Source organism: Agrobacterium sp. 33MFTa1.1 (assembly GCF_004328495.1).
In the GTDB taxonomy this organism is placed as follows: Bacteria; Pseudomonadota; Alphaproteobacteria; order Rhizobiales; family Rhizobiaceae; genus Agrobacterium; species Agrobacterium pusense.
Genome location: NZ_CP036359.1, coordinates 1766376 through 1783575, shown reverse-complemented (window position 1 = coordinate 1783575; position 17200 = coordinate 1766376). Strand labels below are relative to the sequence as shown.

The following is a 17200-nucleotide window of genomic DNA, read 5'->3' as shown; positions in this document are numbered from 1 at the left end:
TGTGAAAATAGGCACTGATTTTCCGGTCAGCATTTCCTTGCGTGAAGTGAGACAGACCGCTTCAGCTGCCAGTACAGAACAGGTTTGATGAAGCTGCCCAGCATAGCCAAAACCTTCAACTTTAAACCAAAATGGACTTCCGGCCTGCGGTGGGAGATGCCGTCGAAAATCTGCCGGGCAACGGCATCTACAGACCAAGGACTTGTGTCTCCCATCAATGCCTTGGCGAGAGGCGGCCTCTTCGGCAGCTCGTTCTGAAGCTGCGGCGTGCAGGTATCGGGAGGGAAACTTATGCCGATGTAGATTCCGGCACCAACTTCGCTGCGAAGACTCTCGGCAAATGCGGCCAGAGCAGCTTTGGAGGCGCAATAGGCGGAATATCCCGGGATACCGATAAAAGCGGCGGCAGAGGAAATCATCATGATGTTTCCCCTGTCTCGACTTTTCATCCCGGCGTAGATCGCTCTCACGGCATTGACCGTGCCTGAAAAATTGATGTCCATCTGCAATTCAAAGTGCGAAGGAACGAGTTCTTCAAAAAAAGCAGGCTCAACGACACCGGCAGACGTGATCAGTAGATCGCAAACACCAAACCCGAGTTCGCATTGTTCGAAAACCTCGAGGAGTAGATCCATCCGCCTGACATCGGCCGAAACCGCATTCACCCTGCCCGGTCCAACCTGCCGCAGGTTTTCACAGGCATTGCGGAGCGCATTTTCATCTCTTGCGACGAGCGAAACGTCATAACCATTCAAGATGCACAATCGGGCGATCTCCAAGCCGATGCCACTCGAACCACCCGTAATGATCGCGTGCATACTCCACCCCGCCTCAACGATTTGCGACGATGCGCTGCAGCTCATCCAGATTCAGGGACGCGGCTGAGATGTTTTGTGCGACAAGCTCTTCGAGAAGCTTTGCAGTCGTTTCAACGGCACGGGAGATCTGCTCTTCCGTGTGTTCAGCCGTTAGGAAGAACCGGATTCTGGCCAGCCGTTCAGGCACGGCGGGATGAATAATGGGCAGCGCATTGATACCCGCTTCAAAAAGGCGATTGCTCAATTCCACGGCGCGCAGAGAATCACCGACAATGACCGGAACAACCGAAAAGCCGGCGCTCGTACCCGTATCCAGTTCCCTGTTCTTCGCCGCCTCGAGAAACAGCTGTCCGTTACGGTAAATCTGACGTACGCGCTGAGGCTCCTGTCGCAAGACAGCCAGGCTACCAATCGCCGCGGCCGCCAGAGGAGGGGCTAAGCCGACGCTGTAAACGAAACCGCCGGCGTGCCCTTTGAGAATTTCCACCAGAGCCGCGTTTCCGGCGATATAACCACCACAACTCGATGATGTTTTCGACAGTGTTCCCATCCAGATGTCGATTTCGGTCGGATCAATACCGAAGTGTTCAAATGTTCCCCGCCCCTGCGCTCCCAGCACGCCAAGCGCATGCGCCTCATCAACCATCAACCAGAAAGGATATTCATCGCGAAGGCGCAATATGGTCGGCAGATCGGCAATGTCACCGTCCATGGAGTAAACTCCCTCGACGATCACGAGAACATTTCGATAGCCCTGCGCCGCGCCGGAGAGGATGCGCTCCAGATCGGCTATGTCATTGTGCTTGAAGACCAACCGCTTCGCGCCGGATAGCTGCGCCCCCGTAAGCGCACTGTTATGAATGAACTCATCATGAATGATGAGGTCCTGCGGCGTCATAAGACAGCTTATGGCTGAAAGATTTGTCAGGTAACCGCTTACAAAACAAACGGCTGCCTCAACGCCGTAATTTTCCGCAATGGATTTCTCCAGCTCGACATGCAACGGCCTCTCCCCGGCGACCAATCTGCTTGCCGAAGAGGAAACTCCAAACTGTTGAATGGCGCGTCTTACCGCCTCATGAACGTCCGGGTGAGTATTCGTTCCCAGATAATCATAGGATGCGAAATTGATCAGCTTTCGACCATCTATCATTGTCTCCGCCCCGGCGGCGATATCATGCGAGCGATGGAAGGGGTTTTTCACGCCTGCAAATTTCGCAGCAGCCTTCTGTATCTGAAGGGACTTATAGGCAGGATGGTCTTCAAACGCGCCACGCAACTTTTTCTGCGGCGGTGCATTCTTCTCCGTGGTCCTGAGGTCCCGTCTTTTCTCGACCTTGCCACGCTGCTCACGCAGCTTCTCCAGCATCCCTACCGAGAGCACCGGATTGGCTCCACCACGACCTGAACCTTTTTGTGCGCTCACTAGACGGCCTCCGGAATCTTCTGAACACCATGCCTGTTTGCCAGCCCTTCCAGCAAATCATCGACGACATTGTCGTCCGTATCCTGGGGTCGGCGACTCAGCAACTTTTCGCGAAGCTTCCCAACAATCGCTCCAACCGTCGTGTTGTCAGAAATGCTGCTCAACGGCAGATCAATCCCAGTTTTCTGCTGAAAACTCGCACCCAGCTCCATGGCCATCAAACTATCTAGGCCAATATCCCTGAGGACCTTATCCGGGGTAATGTTGTTTTCAGCCATTTTAAGGATCGAGGCCAGTTCCGCCGCGATCAGCGAGTGCAGAATTACCTCCGCATCCTCAGCGGATTTATCGGCAACCATCGAATGGAGATCTATCTGCTCACCAACGGCAACCTGCTCGTGCATCTGACTATTCGAAATTGCCGAAAACAAGGGCTGTTTCACGGTCTTCAAGGTTCCAGCCGCTGTCCAGTCGATGTCGGCAACCATTACCGTTGCACCGCCGACATCCGCCGGCATGGCAACGAGATATTCCTCGACAAAACGCAAGGCGTCGCGCGCTTTCAGCGCCGTCTTGCCGATCCGCTTGGACAACAGCTCGCTCACCTGCGTATTGCGGGCCAGGAACCCCGTATCCGCTATCGCGCCAAAACCAACGGCCAGGCCGGGCTTGCCCCGCAGGCGACGGGCCCGTGCAAGGCCTTCCAGATACCCGTTTGCAGCGACATAGTTGGATTGGCCCGGGTTCCCGACCAAGGTGGTTGCGGACGAAAACAACAGGAAGAGATCAAGATCGTCTCCCTCGGTCAGCTTATCCAGAAGTACGGCACCTTCGACCTTGGTGTGCACCACAGGCTTGTTACGTTCGCGGCTGAGATTTGAAATCAACGCATCATCCAGCACCATAGCAGCGTGTACGATGCCCTTCAGAGGGGCCGCTTTTCGCAGATCAGCCAGCAAAACACGAAGTTGCGTCTCATTTGTAACATCGCAGGCATGGACTGACGCCTCGATCCCCATCTCCTGCCAGCGTGCAATAGCATCGCGCGTATCGTCATCCAGAGTTCCGCTGCGCGTTGCGAGAGCCAGATGCGAAGCACCCTTATCCGCCAGCCAATTGGCCGCCTCAAGTCCAAAGCCGCCAACGCCACCGATGACGAGATAAGTACCGGGCAAAAGACCGAAATCCGGCCGACGCCTCTGCAACACGGCATCTCTTCCGCGAGCAGGCGGCGTAACGAGAATCTTGCCGATATGACCGGCGCTTTGCATCAACCTGAATGCCGTGGAAATCTCGTCATGGGAAAAGGCTCGGTAAGGTAGCGGCTTCAGCGCGTTTTGCGCAAAAAGAGCCGAAATTTCCTCGAATATCTTCGAGGTGATATGCGGTGCCTCAACCAGCAACTGATCCGCGTCGATGCCGAAATAAGAGATATTCTTGCGGAACGGTCGCAAGCCGATCTTGCGATCGGCGTAATAGTCGCGTTTTCCAAGCTCCAGGAAGCGTCCGAACGGTTTCACCAGTTCCAGACTGCGTTCCATGGCCTCTTGGAAGAGAGAATTGATGACGACATCCACGCCCAGACCGTTTGTCACGCGCAGGACATCATTGAAAAACTCGAGGGAACGAGAATCGAAGACAAAGTCGACGCCGAGGCTCGCCAGCAAATTCCGTTTTTCCACGGTGCCGGCCGTAGCAATAACCGTCGCACCCTTGAGTTTCGCGATCTGCAAGGCAGCAAGTCCGACACCGCCCGCAGCACCATGGATGAGAACCGTCTCGCCGGCACGCAAACCCGCAAGCTGTACAAGCGCATAATAGGCCGTCAGGAATGTAACAGGCAGCGTCGCCGCTTCGACAAGTCCGATGGTGTCGGGAATACGTGTAACCCCCTTTTCAGGGACGACGACATGGGTCGAAAACCCATTCGGCCCGATGCCCATCACCCTGTCGCCCGGGCCAACATGATGCACATCGCTCCCTACCGACAGAACTGTTCCGGAAAACTCCATGCCGATCGTTGCGCCTGCAAAGCCGTCCTCAAGCGCCTCTTCCGGCAGCATCCCCATGGCCCACATGACATCGCGGAAGTTCAGGCCTGTTGCCGAAACTTCCACAACGACATCACCGGCGCCCGCGACCGGCAGGCTGTTCTGCTGCCACTCGATGGTCTCGATGCGGCCGATTGTGCGCTGTACAATCGAAGCAGCCTCAAATGTATCTGTATGCTGCTTTGATCGTTTAAAGGGGCCGGAAACAACCCTAAGCGGCTGCCATGATCCATCGACTGCATCATGGAGCAGTTCGTTTTCACCCTGCGCATGTAATGTCAGAAATTCGCGCCACAGCTTCTCGGTCAGCGCGCCGCCGGCAACATCGATCGTAACGACGTCAATCTCGTCATATTCGTTTTGGAGAACCCGTGCGAAAGTCCAGACCGCGTGGGCAACCGGATCGACGCAGGTTCCATTCGTCGGCGCGCCGCCCGGAGCGACGATAATCAGTCGCGGCGGATATTTCCAAGCCCCCGCGGAGTAATGCCGCAGGGTTTCAGCCATATCGCCCAGAAGACAGATATAGTCCTGAAGTCTCGACGAATGGGTCGTGGGCGCAGAATGATCCGGCAAAACCAGTGTGATATCGAGCTCACCGGTGCCCAGTTCGACCAAGGCATCCTGCAAAATCCTGCGGGTCAAATCCGGACCGCAATCAAGTTCGACATGCTTGCCTGCCTGCAGATCAGGAAACGGTGCGTCTTTCGGCTTGATAGTCAAAAGGTTTTCACACGCCCGAAACAGCCGGGATTCATTGATGCTGATTTCACCGCGGGCAGTCAGGATGGCCAGCGATCCATCCTCGAAGTCCGCCCGAACAACAGCGCCATCGGCAAAACCGAGTTCACCGATCCGGCCCAGCATCTCCGCATTGGGAAGCATTTTTCCAACCGGCAACTCCGACAGAACGCTCTGCCTGAACCACCCTTCTTTCAGCCCGAAGACGAAATCCGCAAGCGAACCATATTGATGCTCGACAAAACAAAGCTCGGCGCCCGACTTTGCGATTGAACTCAGTGCTGAATTCAACGCTTCGCTGTCTTGCAGACGTCCGAGGAGAAAACCGTTGGCGCTGACGACAAAATCGACGCATCGGCTCAAACCATAAGCGTCACAATCCACGACATCGACCCGCGGATTTTTCGCAAAACCTGTCGCCAGATTGCTCTTCAGATTCTCGTCGTCTTCAACGATCACGAGCTTCGCGTCATAACGTTCGGCAAGGGCTGCGAGCCGCGTGCTGACAGCGACCGAAGTAGCACCTACTTCGGCGATCACCAGCCCCTGGCGATTCGGAGCAGCCTTCTCTAGGAAGGCTTCGACCAGATGGCACGCTTCATCAATGCGTTTGCGTGCAATCGCCGTTCCGTTCCGGAAATGATCGACAGTCGCTTCAGGAACGTCATACCCCGCCAATTTCGCGCAGTCTCCATCTGCCAGCAACAAATCCAGACTGTTCATTGCAAAATGAAATGCGTCGTTGACGAGGATGGCCGCCGGACTGATTTCGGGATATTCCCCAATCAATTCGCGAATGATGTCGGCGAAAGCCGGCAGCCCCGGATCGGAAGCAAGCACCCAGCGCTCTTTTTCAAATGTCGCGAGCCCGCAATCCTCGAGAATGAAGAAACAATTAGCGAGATAAGACCTGAACGAACGATGCTCATCCAGAACAGATGCGTCAACACTGCCGAAAGCCTTCTGGACCTTTTGCGCTATGTCATAAGACGCGCGATAGACAGCGGCATCCAGCACAAGGATCGAGACGGCGGTTTCGGCCGACTCGTACTGGGGAACGAGGCCGGGCAAAAGCGCATCCTGAGCCGAATTTCGGGAGCCGATTATCCGCTCATAATGGAGGGAGACAGTTTCGAGGTTGTGATGCACTTTCAGAAATGTGCGTCTGAATCGACAATCATCCAGACTCGCAACGAGTTCACCGTTTTCGTCCATCAGTTCCACGCGAATTTTCAGGGAGAACGGCGAGGCCCGCAATATCTCAATCTGCGCCGAACGTATGTCAGCCATATACGTTCGCGATCGGATTGCGCCAAATCTGACCGGAATATAGGGCGCACCGGACAAGTCGCCCGTCAGATCGGCGAACAGGGCGACAAGACCATGAAACGCCGCGTCAATGGAAATCGGGTTGAGGTTGTAGGAAAGATAGGGATGAGCAGGTTCGCCTGCTTCGAAAAGTTGCACATGAAGCTTGCGATCAGGCAAGACACTAACATTTTCCAGAAGCCTGAAGTCAACGCCGTAGTCCAGCCCGAACTGCCGCGCAGTCCTATAGGCGGCTGCGCCGTCAATTGTCCGGGCTTTTGATATATCGGCGCCCGATTGAGCAATCTGACGCGCAAACTCCGTGACAGGCCTGCGAATACGGCCTACGGCATGAACGCTCCAGTCGTCTTCGCTCAGATATTCGCGGGACCGAATTTCAATTTGGCCTGTTTCAGGCGAGATCATGGTGGAAAGTTCCGCCAATCTGTTTTCGTGCAGCTCCAGCGGTCGAATAATTTCCAGATTTCTTAATTCCACATCCGACGTCGCGAAAAATTGCCGTGCCGCCTGCACAGCGATTTCTATGAAAGCGCTGCCCGGCAGAATGGACTTCCCGTCGACAACGTGCTGCGCGAGGTCGGGAAACAGGTTCGCATCGATATGGTTCTTCCACGACGGGGCATTGGGGTCCGTGCGCCATCCCAGCAACGTGTAAGCAGCTTCGGCGTCGCCGCGACCGAACAGGTTCAGGTTATCGGAGGTGGGCTGCACTTGCAGGCACTGCGGCTCAAAAGGCAGGGGTGGCAATGCGACATGGGCATGACGCTGACAAACATCATCCGTCCATACCGAAGCGCCGCAGGATACTGCCTGCGCCACTATGTGAGGCAGAGGATTGGTGCTAAGCGCCGGTCGTGTCAATGTCGGCAAGATGGAAACCGACACGCCCGCTTGACGAGTATTCTCCGCCAGATAGGAGGAAAGGATCGGGCGAGGACCTATTTCGATGACGAGATTGCATCCCTGTTCAAGCGCTTCTGTCGTCGCGTCTGCAAAACGAACGGCATCCCGGACATTTCTCCACCAATAAACAGCATCGAGCTTATCACCGCTTTCGATAGTCCCGGTAACGCTGGAGATGAACTTTATGTCGCCGGACCGGGGCTGGTAAGCCGGGATCTCGGCGAGGAAAGCATCCCGCTCGCGATCAATGATCGGATGATGAAATGGATAGTCGATGTCCAAGATGTGAACGGGAATGTGCTCCTTGCGGCCGATATCCTTGAATGCTTTTATTTCAGCGACAGGGCCAGAAATAGTGACCGAGGAGGACGTGTTGATCGCGCCGATCTCAATTCCCGACAGACCATTCCTGCGTGCAACCTCTTGCGCCCTGTCCGCAGACAGAGCGACAGCAGCCATTTTCCCTTCGCCGGCAAGCGCATGCTGACGGCGCGATCGAACGGCAACAATCGCAACCGCGTGTTCAAGAGAAAGTGCGCCCGCACAATAGGCGGCCGCGATTTCACCAACCGAATGTCCGAACACCATGCGAGGCTTGATGTTTCGGCTGATCAAACGATCTGACAGGGTGGCCTGGGTGGCAAACAGGAGTGCTTGGGCAATCCTCGTGTCCGATAGCGAAGCGGCAAGATCCTGCGACACGAACAATGACACCAGATCGACGTCAAACCATGGCTTGAACGCCGCACAAATCTCGTTGAATCGATCGAAGAAATCGCAGTCGTATTGATAGGCGTCCTGAGCCATGCCGATCCATTGCGACCCATTTCCGGAAAAGGCGAAGGCAATCCGTGTTTCGCCGGCAGGAGCTTCCCCAACGCGGCCCAAACCGGTCGAGGATCCCGCCAGAAACTCTTCGGTACCTTTGCGAACGACATCGGGGTCTACACTATCGACTGCGAAACGATGTTTATGGCGCGTTCGGTAGAGAGCCGATACGGCGACAAGTTCGTGGCGGTCCAGACGGTCGCTTTTCAACTCGCGAACATAATCTTCAAGCAGCGCCTCAAGGGCTGACCGCGTTTGTGCACTCACCATAAAAGGCCCGGAAGGCAAGGTGCCTGCATCAGAAACCACTGCTGTTTCGGGATCAGCAAGTACGATATGCGCGTTGGTTCCACCGAACCCAAAGGAATTCACGCCGGCAAGGCGCCGCTTTTGTCCACGCGACAATGAGTGACCAAATCGATTGATCTCGACGTTCAATCCTTCGAAATCAATTTCGGAATTCAACTCGGAGGCATGGAGCGAGGCAGGAAGAAAATCATGCTGGAGCGCGAGGGCGGCCTTTATCAGACCAAACATTCCTGAAGCGGGTTCCGAATGACCAACATTCGATTTCACGGATCCCACCAGCAGGATCTGATTTCGTTTTTGTCCCAGCTCCGTCCCGATTGCCCACAATTCGGCCGGGTCTCCGACTTTCGTACCCGTGCCATGACCTTCGACAAATGCGAGGTCATTTGGATCGAGATCATGACGCCGATAGACGTCACGCAGAAGCGATGCCTGCATCTCGCGCGATGGCAATGAAATGCCGTTTGTTCTACCCGCAGAGTTCAATCCCGTTGCGAGAATAGTCGCATAACTACGGTCCCGGTTGGATCTAGTCCTTTCCGTTGTTCGCAGGACTACGACTCCCCCCCCTTCTGCTCGGACATAACCCTGACCGCCCTCACCATAGGCCCGGCACAATCCTTCGGGAGACAGCATGCGCGCTTGTGAAAAGCCAATGAAGGAAAAGGGGTGCGCAAGGACATTCACGCCGCCGACAATCGCGGTGTCGATCTCACCGCTCCGGAGCGCGCGGACGGCCTGGTCCAGTGCGACAAGGGAGGACGAACATGCCGTATCGATCGTCAGACTAGGCCCGTTCAATCCAAAAACGTGCGAAATGCGGTTGGCAATAATCGACAGGGTATTGCCGGTCATAAAATAGGGACTGCCGGAAGCGGGATCCTCGACAAACGTATTTCCGGAATCCAGGCTCGATGCACCAATATATACACCAACACGCTCCTGCTGCAGCATGGGAACCGTTAGGGATGCATCCTCCAGGGCGCGCCACGCAAGCTGCAAAATCACGCGCTGCTGCGGATCCATATATGTGGCTTCGCGGGCAGTCAGATTGAAAACTGCGGGATCGAAATCATAGACATCCTCGATCACGCCGGCAGCGAACGTATATGCCTTTCCTGGTGTACCGGCGACAGGATGCCAGAAACGGGCATGACTCCATCTGCCCTCGGGAACGCTGGTTACAACGCAACGCTCATCCTTCAACAATTGGAATAACTCGTCTACGTTCCGAGCCGCCGGGGTGCGGACGGATCGCCCGATAATTTCAACTGACATGGTTTACTCACAATCCTAGATAGCCTGAATGCAACAAAGCTCCGTGTTGATCAACCCAATATCAGCAAATTCACTGGTAATAAGCTATCCAATGTATATGACAGCGACTCCCCTCCCCCACCCGCAACTCACAAGGTATCCCTCCCGAAATACATCTGAAAATTGGCTTGTCCAGTCATCGGCCACGCGGCATCTCACTTTATTATCAGCTGTAAAGCACGCCGACTTCACACTTTAGACGGCAGGAAGCAGGGGAAAGAATGAATTGGAACTATCTGCAACAGCACTGGGATTGGGCGGGCCACATCGTCGAAGCCCTGTTTATGGCCGCGATTATCGCCATGATCGTCCGGATTTTTCTTTCATGGCGGATATCGTGGATCATCGGCCTAGCCTTCGCTGCCGGACATTTTCACGGCCGCGAAAAAAGAGACTACGAAGTGTCGGTCCACATGAAGCCGCCCCATCTGGAAGGGTATTACTTCTGGCGCTGGTCGTGGGACGGAGCGACGGATTTCTGGCCCACCGCGATCATCTGTTTCGCGCTTATTTTCATCGCGGTGAGAGACTCCGCTGGAGCACCATGAGTTGCGTTCCTTTTTTTGCGAGCACGCCGCAAGATTAACAATTCATAGGCTAGAATCGGAAGCTGCATCGTTCCAGCATTTATTGCACGGTGGACAGATTTATCTAATTACTGACTTTGGCCGTGGGAACGGATGGCACGCGAAGAGATATGCCGTCCTTTTGCCTGTGCGATGTCGTGGCGTCGGTAGTGGTGCCGATATTCGCCGGAACGGATTTGCAATCGAAAACAATCGGAGCGTTCAAAAAGGGGTTCCGACGAAGAGAACATTCGACTTCTCAGCGCCCGCGCCCAGTCTTGAAGGTACGGTTCCCCAAAGATGCTCCGCGGTGTCAATTTTCGCCACTATGGCACAATGAGACTTAGCGAACGAAAAGTTTGTTCGCTATTTATTTGAATTCTGGCAAATTCACACCGAAGAATTTCACGGTATCAGCACAATTATCGTCAATAGGAGCTTTTACGCGACGCCGACGACCGGGCCTGCCCCCGCGGTGCTTTCCAATGTGAGCTGGGTCGGCGACAACGCCCGCGCCATTGTGACCCTAGTTGGACCCATTATGGTGGAGAGTGAGAGCAACGATGACTAGAACCGGTAAGTTAGGCCGAGTACAGGCCCGCTCAATCGGGAATCGAAAACATAACCTTCGTCTGAATAATCGACATCGAGCACCTTGTAGCCTGCCGAGACGGACAATGAGTCGGTAAAGATGTAGTTCATCGTCGCCAGCGCTGACCAGGTGAGATCGGATCCCGCGCCGAAACCGCCGATATCCACCTGCCCCTGAACGGACAGCTTATCCGTCAGGCTAAAAAAAGCGCGCGCGCCGATGACGGGATCTATCCAGCCAAAACTTTCCTTGTGGGTGGCGGACACGCTGCCGATCAAGGGATGGCTGGCGGTCACCGTCACCTCATTGGAAATATGCCAGAAGCGAGCCCCGGCCAGCGCGTCCAGCGAAAATCCATCTGCGTCAACGATGCGGTACCCGGCCTGCAGCGTCGCCATGAATTCCTGCGTGTCGACATCCGCATCGATTGCAGCGCCGGCCGGCAAGGTTGGTAAACTGGGAATCTGCAGTGCTGGCAGCGGCCCGGCCGCCTTGCTGTCCGTAGTATCGACATACATCAAGTCGCCGGAGAGGACGAAGCGGTCGTAGCGGCCCCATATGTTGAGAAACCCGCCGAAGTTGAGATCCTCCATCACGTCGGAGAAAGATTTTTCGACATGAAGCGTCGGCGCCCGCCGGAACGGCGAGATGTTGCCGTTCAAACCAGTGGCCCACAAATAACCCGTGGCCTGAAACGCCCAATCGGCTCCAACAACCGTTGCGGGCGCGGCCCGAAGCTCATCCGCGCCTGAGGCCGAAGTTACAGAAAAGGCCATAGAGACCGCAAAAACCGATAATTTTAGCAATGCCTTCTCCCCAATTAATCGCCCGTAGCTAAACCCGTTTGACTCCCGACAACAAGTCCGATTTTCTATCATACGCTGTATCTTGTACCGAAAGCACCGGAGACGTTTAGATGCGCCCGAAGACCTTGCCGCTTTTCTCTGCCTTCACCGCCGCCATGTTTTCCATCGCCACGCTCACCACGTCAGTTGCGGAAGCCTGCACGCGTTTCGTTTATTTGGGCGAAAATGATCAGGTGATGACGGCCCGTTCGATGGACTGGAAAACGGATGTGGGGACAAATATCTGGGTTTTCCCCCGCGGCATGGAACGCTCCGGTGAGGCCGGTCCGAATTCCATAGAATGGACCTCGAAATATGGCAGCGTCATCGCATCGGGTTACGACATTTCCACGACGGACGGCGTGAACGAGGCAGGCCTGGCGGCCAACGTTCTCTGGCTCGTCGAGTCGAGTTATCCCGCCTATGACGGTAAATCTCCAGGCTTGTCCATCGCTGCATGGGCGCAATATGTGCTCGACAATTTCGCGACCGTGGAGGAAGCGGTGCGTGCGCTCAAGAAAAACCCGTTCACGATCGTGACTGATAATGTCCCCGGCGAAGAGCGTCTGGCGACACTGCATCTATCGCTCTCCGATGGGAGTGGCGACAGTGCGATCGTTGAATATATCGATGGCAAGCAGGTCATCCATCACGGCCGCCAATATCAGGTGATGACCAATTCGCCGACTTTCGACCATCAGTTGGCATTGAACGAATACTGGAAGCAGATTGGCGGCACCGTCATGCTGCCGGGCACGAACCGCGCGTCCGACCGTTTCGCCCGCGCATCCTTTTACGCAAACGCAATACCCAAAAGCGAAAACCCGGTCGAAGCCATCGCAAGCGTGTTCAGTGTCATCCGTAACGTTTCGGTTCCTTACGGCATCACGACCCCGGACCAGCCCAACATATCCTCCACCCGCTGGCGCACAGTGATCGATCACAAGCGCAAGCTGTATTTCTTCGAATCCGCGCTGACACCGAATATTTTCTGGATTGACCTGACGAAGCTCGATCTTTCCAAAGAGACGGGTACAGTGAAGAAACTCGACCTGGGCCCCAATCAGATCCATATCTATTCCGGCATGGCGAATGACAGCCTGAAAGGGACTCCTCCTTTCAAATTTCTGGGGCTTTGAGTCTCATCCTGGCCGCTGCGGTTCCATGGTCGCCGGAGCGTCATGAAAAGCGGTAATGCAATCTCACACAGCCCCTGTCGATTGCTGTTGCACTTATCAGCGTCGGGCTTGCCCGGTAACCGGTCAAGGGAAAGAGAGGCTGGCCGGAGCCTAGTATTTCAGGGATCACATATATTTCGATCTCATCCAGCGCGCCGCGCTCCATGAAGGCCATCTGCAGCCGGCCCCCGCCGAGCATCCAGACATCGCCGTCTTCGAGAGCACGCAGTTCCTCGATCAGGGAATCCAGGTTGGCGCGCACTTCCAGCGCGCCTTTCGGCTGCTCGATCGGCCGCGACGTGACGACGATGACACGGTGGCCGTCATAGGCCCACGGACCTTGCTCCCCGGCGATGAAATCATAGGTCGCCCGCCCCATGACCACGGTCCTTATCCCCTTCAGGAACAGGCGATAGTCATGCTCGCCGAGGTCCATGTCGTCATACTTGTAGAGCCAATCAAGAGACCCGTCTCCCGACACGATCAAGCCGTCGAGACTGGCAGCGATATATCCGCGAATGACCGCCATTTCATCCTCCTTGATTTATAAATGAATATACGTTTATAAATATCCTCATGCCAAGACACAAGCTTGTTTCCGATGAAGAGGTGCTTGACGCCCTGCTGCCGCTGATGTTGCAGACAGGGCCTGACGGCCTAACCTTTGCTGCCGCGGCCAAAGCCAGTGGCCTCTCTGCCGCTACGCTGGTACAGCGCTACGGCAACCGCGAAGACCTTGTGGAGTCTGTGCTGATGCGCGCGTGGGACAACCTGCTGACGCAGACGCGGACAGCGGACGAGGAGGAGCCTTTAACGCCACAGGGCGCGATATCGCTGCTGATGCGGCTTATGCCGAGCGACGCTGCAGAACAGAACGCCTGTGACGGGCTCCTGCTGCTCAGGGAGGATATCCGCAATCCGAAACTCAGGGCGAAAGGTGCCCTCTGGGGCGAGATTCTCGCACAATCGCTGGGGCGCCGGGTCTCGAAAGATGAACAATCCGCAGCCAGTCTCGGCTGGCAGATGGCTGCCGTCTGGCAGGGCGCGCACACGTGGTGGGCGTTCACCCGCGGTGAAGATGCGGATTCGGCAATTCGAAGAGCGCTTCAGGACTGGGTGGACATGGTGGAACGGGCTGGGCGGTGAAATTCGGAGGGTACTGTCGGTGTCTCAAGTCTTACCGGATCTGGCGCATTTGGCTCCCTCACGACGGGTGTTTCCATGGAGACGGCAGAAAACTGGTCGCTTGATGCAGCACTCCTTTTTAACATAGAGGGCGATGGGGAAACATCAGCAGGCGCGAAACTCGGCGTCAGTAAGAAATTCTAGGCGCAAAAGCGAGCAAACCGAAGCGCCGTCCCGTTGGCTGGCCTGCCTCACCCGCACGGCGGCACGCCGTTGGCATGGCGTCAAAAAACCGCTTGACCTCAACCGCGATTGAGGTCCTAGAAGTACGGTCACCTTGTTTTCGCAAGGCTCTTTCATGCTCTTGAGCGAACAGTTGACAAAGGAATACCCCATGGCTTTCCAGCTTCCCGACCTGCCCTATGCCCATGATGCGCTCGCCCCCTCGGGGATGTCCGAGGAGACGCTGAAGTTCCATCATGATCTTCATCACAAAGCCTATGTCGACAATCTCAACAAGGCGATATCAGGGACCGAGTGGGAAAACAGGAACCTCGAAGAGATCGTCCGAGGCACCTATGAGAAGGGTGCGGTGGCACAGTCCGGCATATTCAACAACGCCTCCCAGCACTGGAACCACACTCTCTTCTGGGAAATCATGGGGCCTGAGCATCATGCGATGCCCAAGGTGCTGGAGGAGGCGCTGACACAGTCCTTCGGCTCGGTAGCATTGTTCAAGCAGAATTTCGCCCTTGCCGGCGCTTCCCAGTTCGGCTCCGGCTGGGCGTGGCTGGTAGTGGATACCGATGGTTCTCTGAAAATTACCCGCACTGAAAACGGGGTCAATCCACTGTGCTCCGGACAGAAGGCGCTTCTTGGCTGCGATGTGTGGGAACACAGCTATTACATCGATTTCCGCAACAAGCGCCCGGCCTATATCGAGAACTTCCTCGATAATCTGGTGAACTGGCAGGCGGTCGCCGGTCGTCTCTGATCTGATTGAACCAATCTGACCGGCGCCGCTACCTCGTGCGGCCCGTCGGCTCAGGCGCAGCCGGACAGCCGCCGTCCGGCTGCCATTCCGTTCGAGCACCCAGATGCCCTATGTCGTCACCGAAAACTGCATCGCCTGCAAATATATGGACTGTGTGGACGTCTGCCCGGTCGAATGTTTTTATGAAGGCGAGAACATGCTCGTCATCCATCCCGATCAATGTATCGACTGTGGCATTTGCGAGAGCGAGTGCCCCGCCGCAGCGATCAGGCCAGATACGGAGCCCGGACTGCACGTCTGGCTCGACCTTAACCACCACTATTCCGGCATCTGGCCGCGCGTGCATCAAAAGAGAGCGCCGCCAGACAATGCCGATATCATGAATGGCGCGGCGGCCAAGTTTTCCGTTTTTTCGAAAAATCCGGGAGCGGGCGGTTAGCCCGGCGTCGCATGTCTCATAATCTCAAGCTCATCGATGGCGGTGCGGTCAATCACGCGCATCTTCCGCTTAAAACCTCCGCTACGCCGGCAGTCTCACCACGTGAGTTCAAAGACGCGATGAGCGCCCTCGCCTTCACCGTCGCGGTGGCCTCATCCGCCCATGGGGGTGAGCGGATCGGACGCACGATCACCTCCTTCATGCCGCTCAACGCGGAGCCACCGCTTCTGATGATCTCCATCGACGCCAGCAGCCGTATGGTCGACCTCGTAGCCGCATGCCGGCGGTTTTCCGTTGCCGCGCTGTCCAGGGGCCAGGAAGAGATCGCCGACGTTTTCGCGGGGAAGGGAAACCTGCCGGATCGGTTTTCGATTGGCCAGTGGGATTCCTGGCCTTCAGGAAGCCCTCGGCTTGCCGGGGCGCTGCTCTCCCTTGATTGCGAGCTCGTCGGCTCCGTTGATGCCGCCGACCACATCCTGTTCGTTGGCGCCATCACCGAATCGATCCCGGATCCCTCACGCGACCCGCTGCTCTGGAGCGATCGCTCCTATACCGGCAGAGAGATAAGGGGCTAGCTCGATCCAGGGTTTTCCCGCGACGACCTCAGATACACAGCGTCTTTCAGTTGGCCTTAACACTCCCATAAAGTGGCGCGAGCCCGGCAGTCAATTACGGGATTTTGCAGCCTGGTAGAACACAGCCAGCGACCTCATACCTGCCGCAGCAGATTTATTACCGAGCCTTTAGGCATATCACCGTCCTGTCGTCACTGAATTCGCCCGTCGTGGATCCCTTCACCGACGGGTAGTCGCTGAGCTTGTGAAAATCTGCTGCCTCGACGCGGGCAAATTCCGCTTCCCAGTCTGCGACGTCGATGCCGCTTGGCAATGACAGATAACCATCGGAGAAAATTTCGAGGCTTGTGACCGTGTCCTTGGCAAGGGATAGATCAACCAAGCCCTCCCCTATCACCTGCCCACCGTTGATCGACGCGTAACCGAGAACATGGCCCTGCCTGTTTGCATAATGTGGCTGGGCACGAATGCCGCCCATCAGAAACTCTTCGACCGCTTCCATATCGTTTTGAAGGCCGCTTGCGACAGCCGCGGCGGCGACGACTTTTTCGGCTTCCGGCATCGTCATGATGCCAGCTTTAACAGCAGCGTGAAGGCCGGAAAATATGGTGGCGCGGGTTTTTGCCTCAGCAGCATCGCCGTCCCCATGCGTCGCCAGGAGCCCTTTGAAAACATGGATTCGCGCCGACGTGCTGACCTTGTCTATTAGCTTGGCGTGCTGCAGGAGGCGGGTACCGTTGATACGCACACCAGAATCCCCGGCCAGAAGCAGGCGAAAACTATCACCCAAATCTGCGACTATCGCGAGCGTTGTGGATGGCGGATGGCTTGCATTGATGCGCTTAGCCTCGCATTTCAGGAGGTCGCTGATACTTTGAAACAGAGCTGCCGCCTCACAGCTTTGCAAGGTGCCCTTTATGCTCATCTCGGCGACCGCGTTTGCTGCGGCAAGTGCGGCGATACGGCCGGAACTCAGCCCGTCGTAACTTGCTCCGGTCGGATCGGTCGCACCGTCGAAAACAGCCATAACCCGGCCGGGAAGAAGAACTGCCACGTCGTCCCCCGGCGTTGCGGCGTTCTTGTATTTCGATTGCGAAAAGCTCGCGATATTCATTTTGTTGATTTCCTTGCAGAGGGGAGCGGACGGCGACACGTCGGTCGCCG

Annotated in this window: 12 protein-coding genes; 6 read left to right on the top strand and 6 right to left on the bottom strand. The window is 56.0% G+C overall.

Translation table 11 applies throughout. The features are described 5' to 3' along the window. Window positions 1–26: 26 nt before the first annotated feature. From EYD00_RS21920 to EYD00_RS21910, 3 genes are read right to left on the bottom strand one after another with little or no spacing between them, the layout of a single operon-like run. Window positions 27–818 (bottom strand): SDR family NAD(P)-dependent oxidoreductase, encoded by a 792-nt coding sequence (locus EYD00_RS21920; RefSeq protein ID WP_034498079.1) that lies wholly within the window; start codon window positions 816–818, stop codon window positions 27–29. A gap of 13 nt (window positions 819–831) precedes the next feature. After that, complete coding sequence (locus EYD00_RS21915) at window positions 832–2187, bottom strand: aminotransferase class I/II-fold pyridoxal phosphate-dependent enzyme (protein ID WP_034498081.1); 1356 nt, start codon at window positions 2185–2187, stop codon at window positions 832–834. 56 nt (window positions 2188–2243) lie between these two features. After that, entirely contained in the window at window positions 2244–9683 is a 7440-nt protein-coding gene (locus EYD00_RS21910; RefSeq protein WP_034498084.1) for a type I polyketide synthase, read from the bottom strand. A gap of 260 nt (window positions 9684–9943) precedes the next feature. Between EYD00_RS21910 and EYD00_RS21905 the strand changes: the two genes are divergently transcribed. After that, window positions 9944–10270, top strand: a complete 327-nt coding sequence (locus EYD00_RS21905) for a hypothetical protein (protein ID WP_034498086.1) — start codon at window positions 9944–9946, stop codon at window positions 10268–10270. A 585-nt stretch (window positions 10271–10855) separates the two neighbouring features. Here the strand turns inward: EYD00_RS21905 and EYD00_RS21900 are convergent. After that, a complete protein-coding gene (locus tag EYD00_RS21900) occupies window positions 10856–11656 on the bottom strand; it encodes a hypothetical protein (protein ID WP_034498088.1) in 801 nt (266 codons plus the stop codon). Between the two features lie 140 nt (window positions 11657–11796). On the opposite strand from EYD00_RS21900, the gene EYD00_RS21895 reads away from it, so the two are divergent. Then, entirely contained in the window at window positions 11797–12864 is a 1068-nt protein-coding gene (locus EYD00_RS21895; RefSeq protein WP_034498090.1) for a linear amide C-N hydrolase, read from the top strand. Window positions 12865–12904: 40 nt separating this feature from the next. Here the strand turns inward: EYD00_RS21895 and EYD00_RS21890 are convergent, their stop codons facing one another. Further along, entirely contained in the window at window positions 12905–13432 is a 528-nt protein-coding gene (locus EYD00_RS21890; RefSeq protein WP_034498091.1) for a dihydrofolate reductase family protein, read from the bottom strand. Between the two features lie 47 nt (window positions 13433–13479). On the opposite strand from EYD00_RS21890, the gene EYD00_RS21885 reads away from it, so the two are divergent. The 4 genes from EYD00_RS21885 (at window position 13480) to EYD00_RS21870 (ending at window position 16036) form a co-directional block, all read left to right on the top strand. Beyond that, window positions 13480–14049, top strand: coding sequence for a TetR/AcrR family transcriptional regulator (locus tag EYD00_RS21885; protein WP_034498093.1), 570 nt, complete (start codon window positions 13480–13482; stop codon window positions 14047–14049). Between the two features lie 373 nt (window positions 14050–14422). Beyond that, entirely contained in the window at window positions 14423–15022 is a 600-nt protein-coding gene (locus EYD00_RS21880; RefSeq protein WP_034498094.1) for a superoxide dismutase, read from the top strand. A 103-nt stretch (window positions 15023–15125) separates the two neighbouring features. Further along, window positions 15126–15461: a ferredoxin FdxA gene (gene fdxA, locus EYD00_RS21875; RefSeq protein ID WP_034498096.1), complete on the top strand. Its 336-nt coding sequence runs from the start codon at window positions 15126–15128 to the stop codon at window positions 15459–15461. An 11-nt stretch (window positions 15462–15472) separates the two neighbouring features. Continuing rightward, window positions 15473–16036, top strand: coding sequence for a flavin reductase family protein (locus EYD00_RS21870; RefSeq protein WP_034498098.1), 564 nt, complete (start codon window positions 15473–15475; stop codon window positions 16034–16036). 157 nt (window positions 16037–16193) lie between these two features. Here the strand turns inward: EYD00_RS21870 and EYD00_RS21865 are convergent, their stop codons facing one another. Beyond that, complete coding sequence (locus EYD00_RS21865; RefSeq protein WP_034498100.1) at window positions 16194–17150, bottom strand: hypothetical protein; 957 nt, start codon at window positions 17148–17150, stop codon at window positions 16194–16196. Window positions 17151–17200: the final 50 nt, after the last annotated feature.

Coding starts and splice junctions, on each gene's coding strand:
- EYD00_RS21920 (WP_034498079.1), bottom strand. CDS start 818: ATGCACGCGATCATTACGGGTGGTTCGAGTGGCATCGGCTTGGAGATC.
- EYD00_RS21915 (WP_034498081.1), bottom strand. CDS start 2,187: ATGCTGGAGAAGCTGCGTGAGCAGCGTGGCAAGGTCGAGAAAAGACGG.
- EYD00_RS21910 (WP_034498084.1), bottom strand. CDS start 9,683: ATGTCAGTTGAAATTATCGGGCGATCCGTCCGCACCCCGGCGGCTCGG.
- EYD00_RS21905 (WP_034498086.1), top strand. CDS start 9,944: ATGAATTGGAACTATCTGCAACAGCACTGGGATTGGGCGGGCCACATC.
- EYD00_RS21900 (WP_034498088.1), bottom strand. CDS start 11,656: ATGGCCTTTTCTGTAACTTCGGCCTCAGGCGCGGATGAGCTTCGGGCC.
- EYD00_RS21895 (WP_034498090.1), top strand. CDS start 11,797: ATGCGCCCGAAGACCTTGCCGCTTTTCTCTGCCTTCACCGCCGCCATG.
- EYD00_RS21890 (WP_034498091.1), bottom strand. CDS start 13,432: ATGGCGGTCATTCGCGGATATATCGCTGCCAGTCTCGACGGCTTGATC.
- EYD00_RS21885 (WP_034498093.1), top strand. CDS start 13,480: ATGCCAAGACACAAGCTTGTTTCCGATGAAGAGGTGCTTGACGCCCTG.
- EYD00_RS21880 (WP_034498094.1), top strand. CDS start 14,423: ATGGCTTTCCAGCTTCCCGACCTGCCCTATGCCCATGATGCGCTCGCC.
- fdxA (WP_034498096.1), top strand. CDS start 15,126: ATGCCCTATGTCGTCACCGAAAACTGCATCGCCTGCAAATATATGGAC.
- EYD00_RS21870 (WP_034498098.1), top strand. CDS start 15,473: ATGTCTCATAATCTCAAGCTCATCGATGGCGGTGCGGTCAATCACGCG.
- EYD00_RS21865 (WP_034498100.1), bottom strand. CDS start 17,150: ATGAATATCGCGAGCTTTTCGCAATCGAAATACAAGAACGCCGCAACG.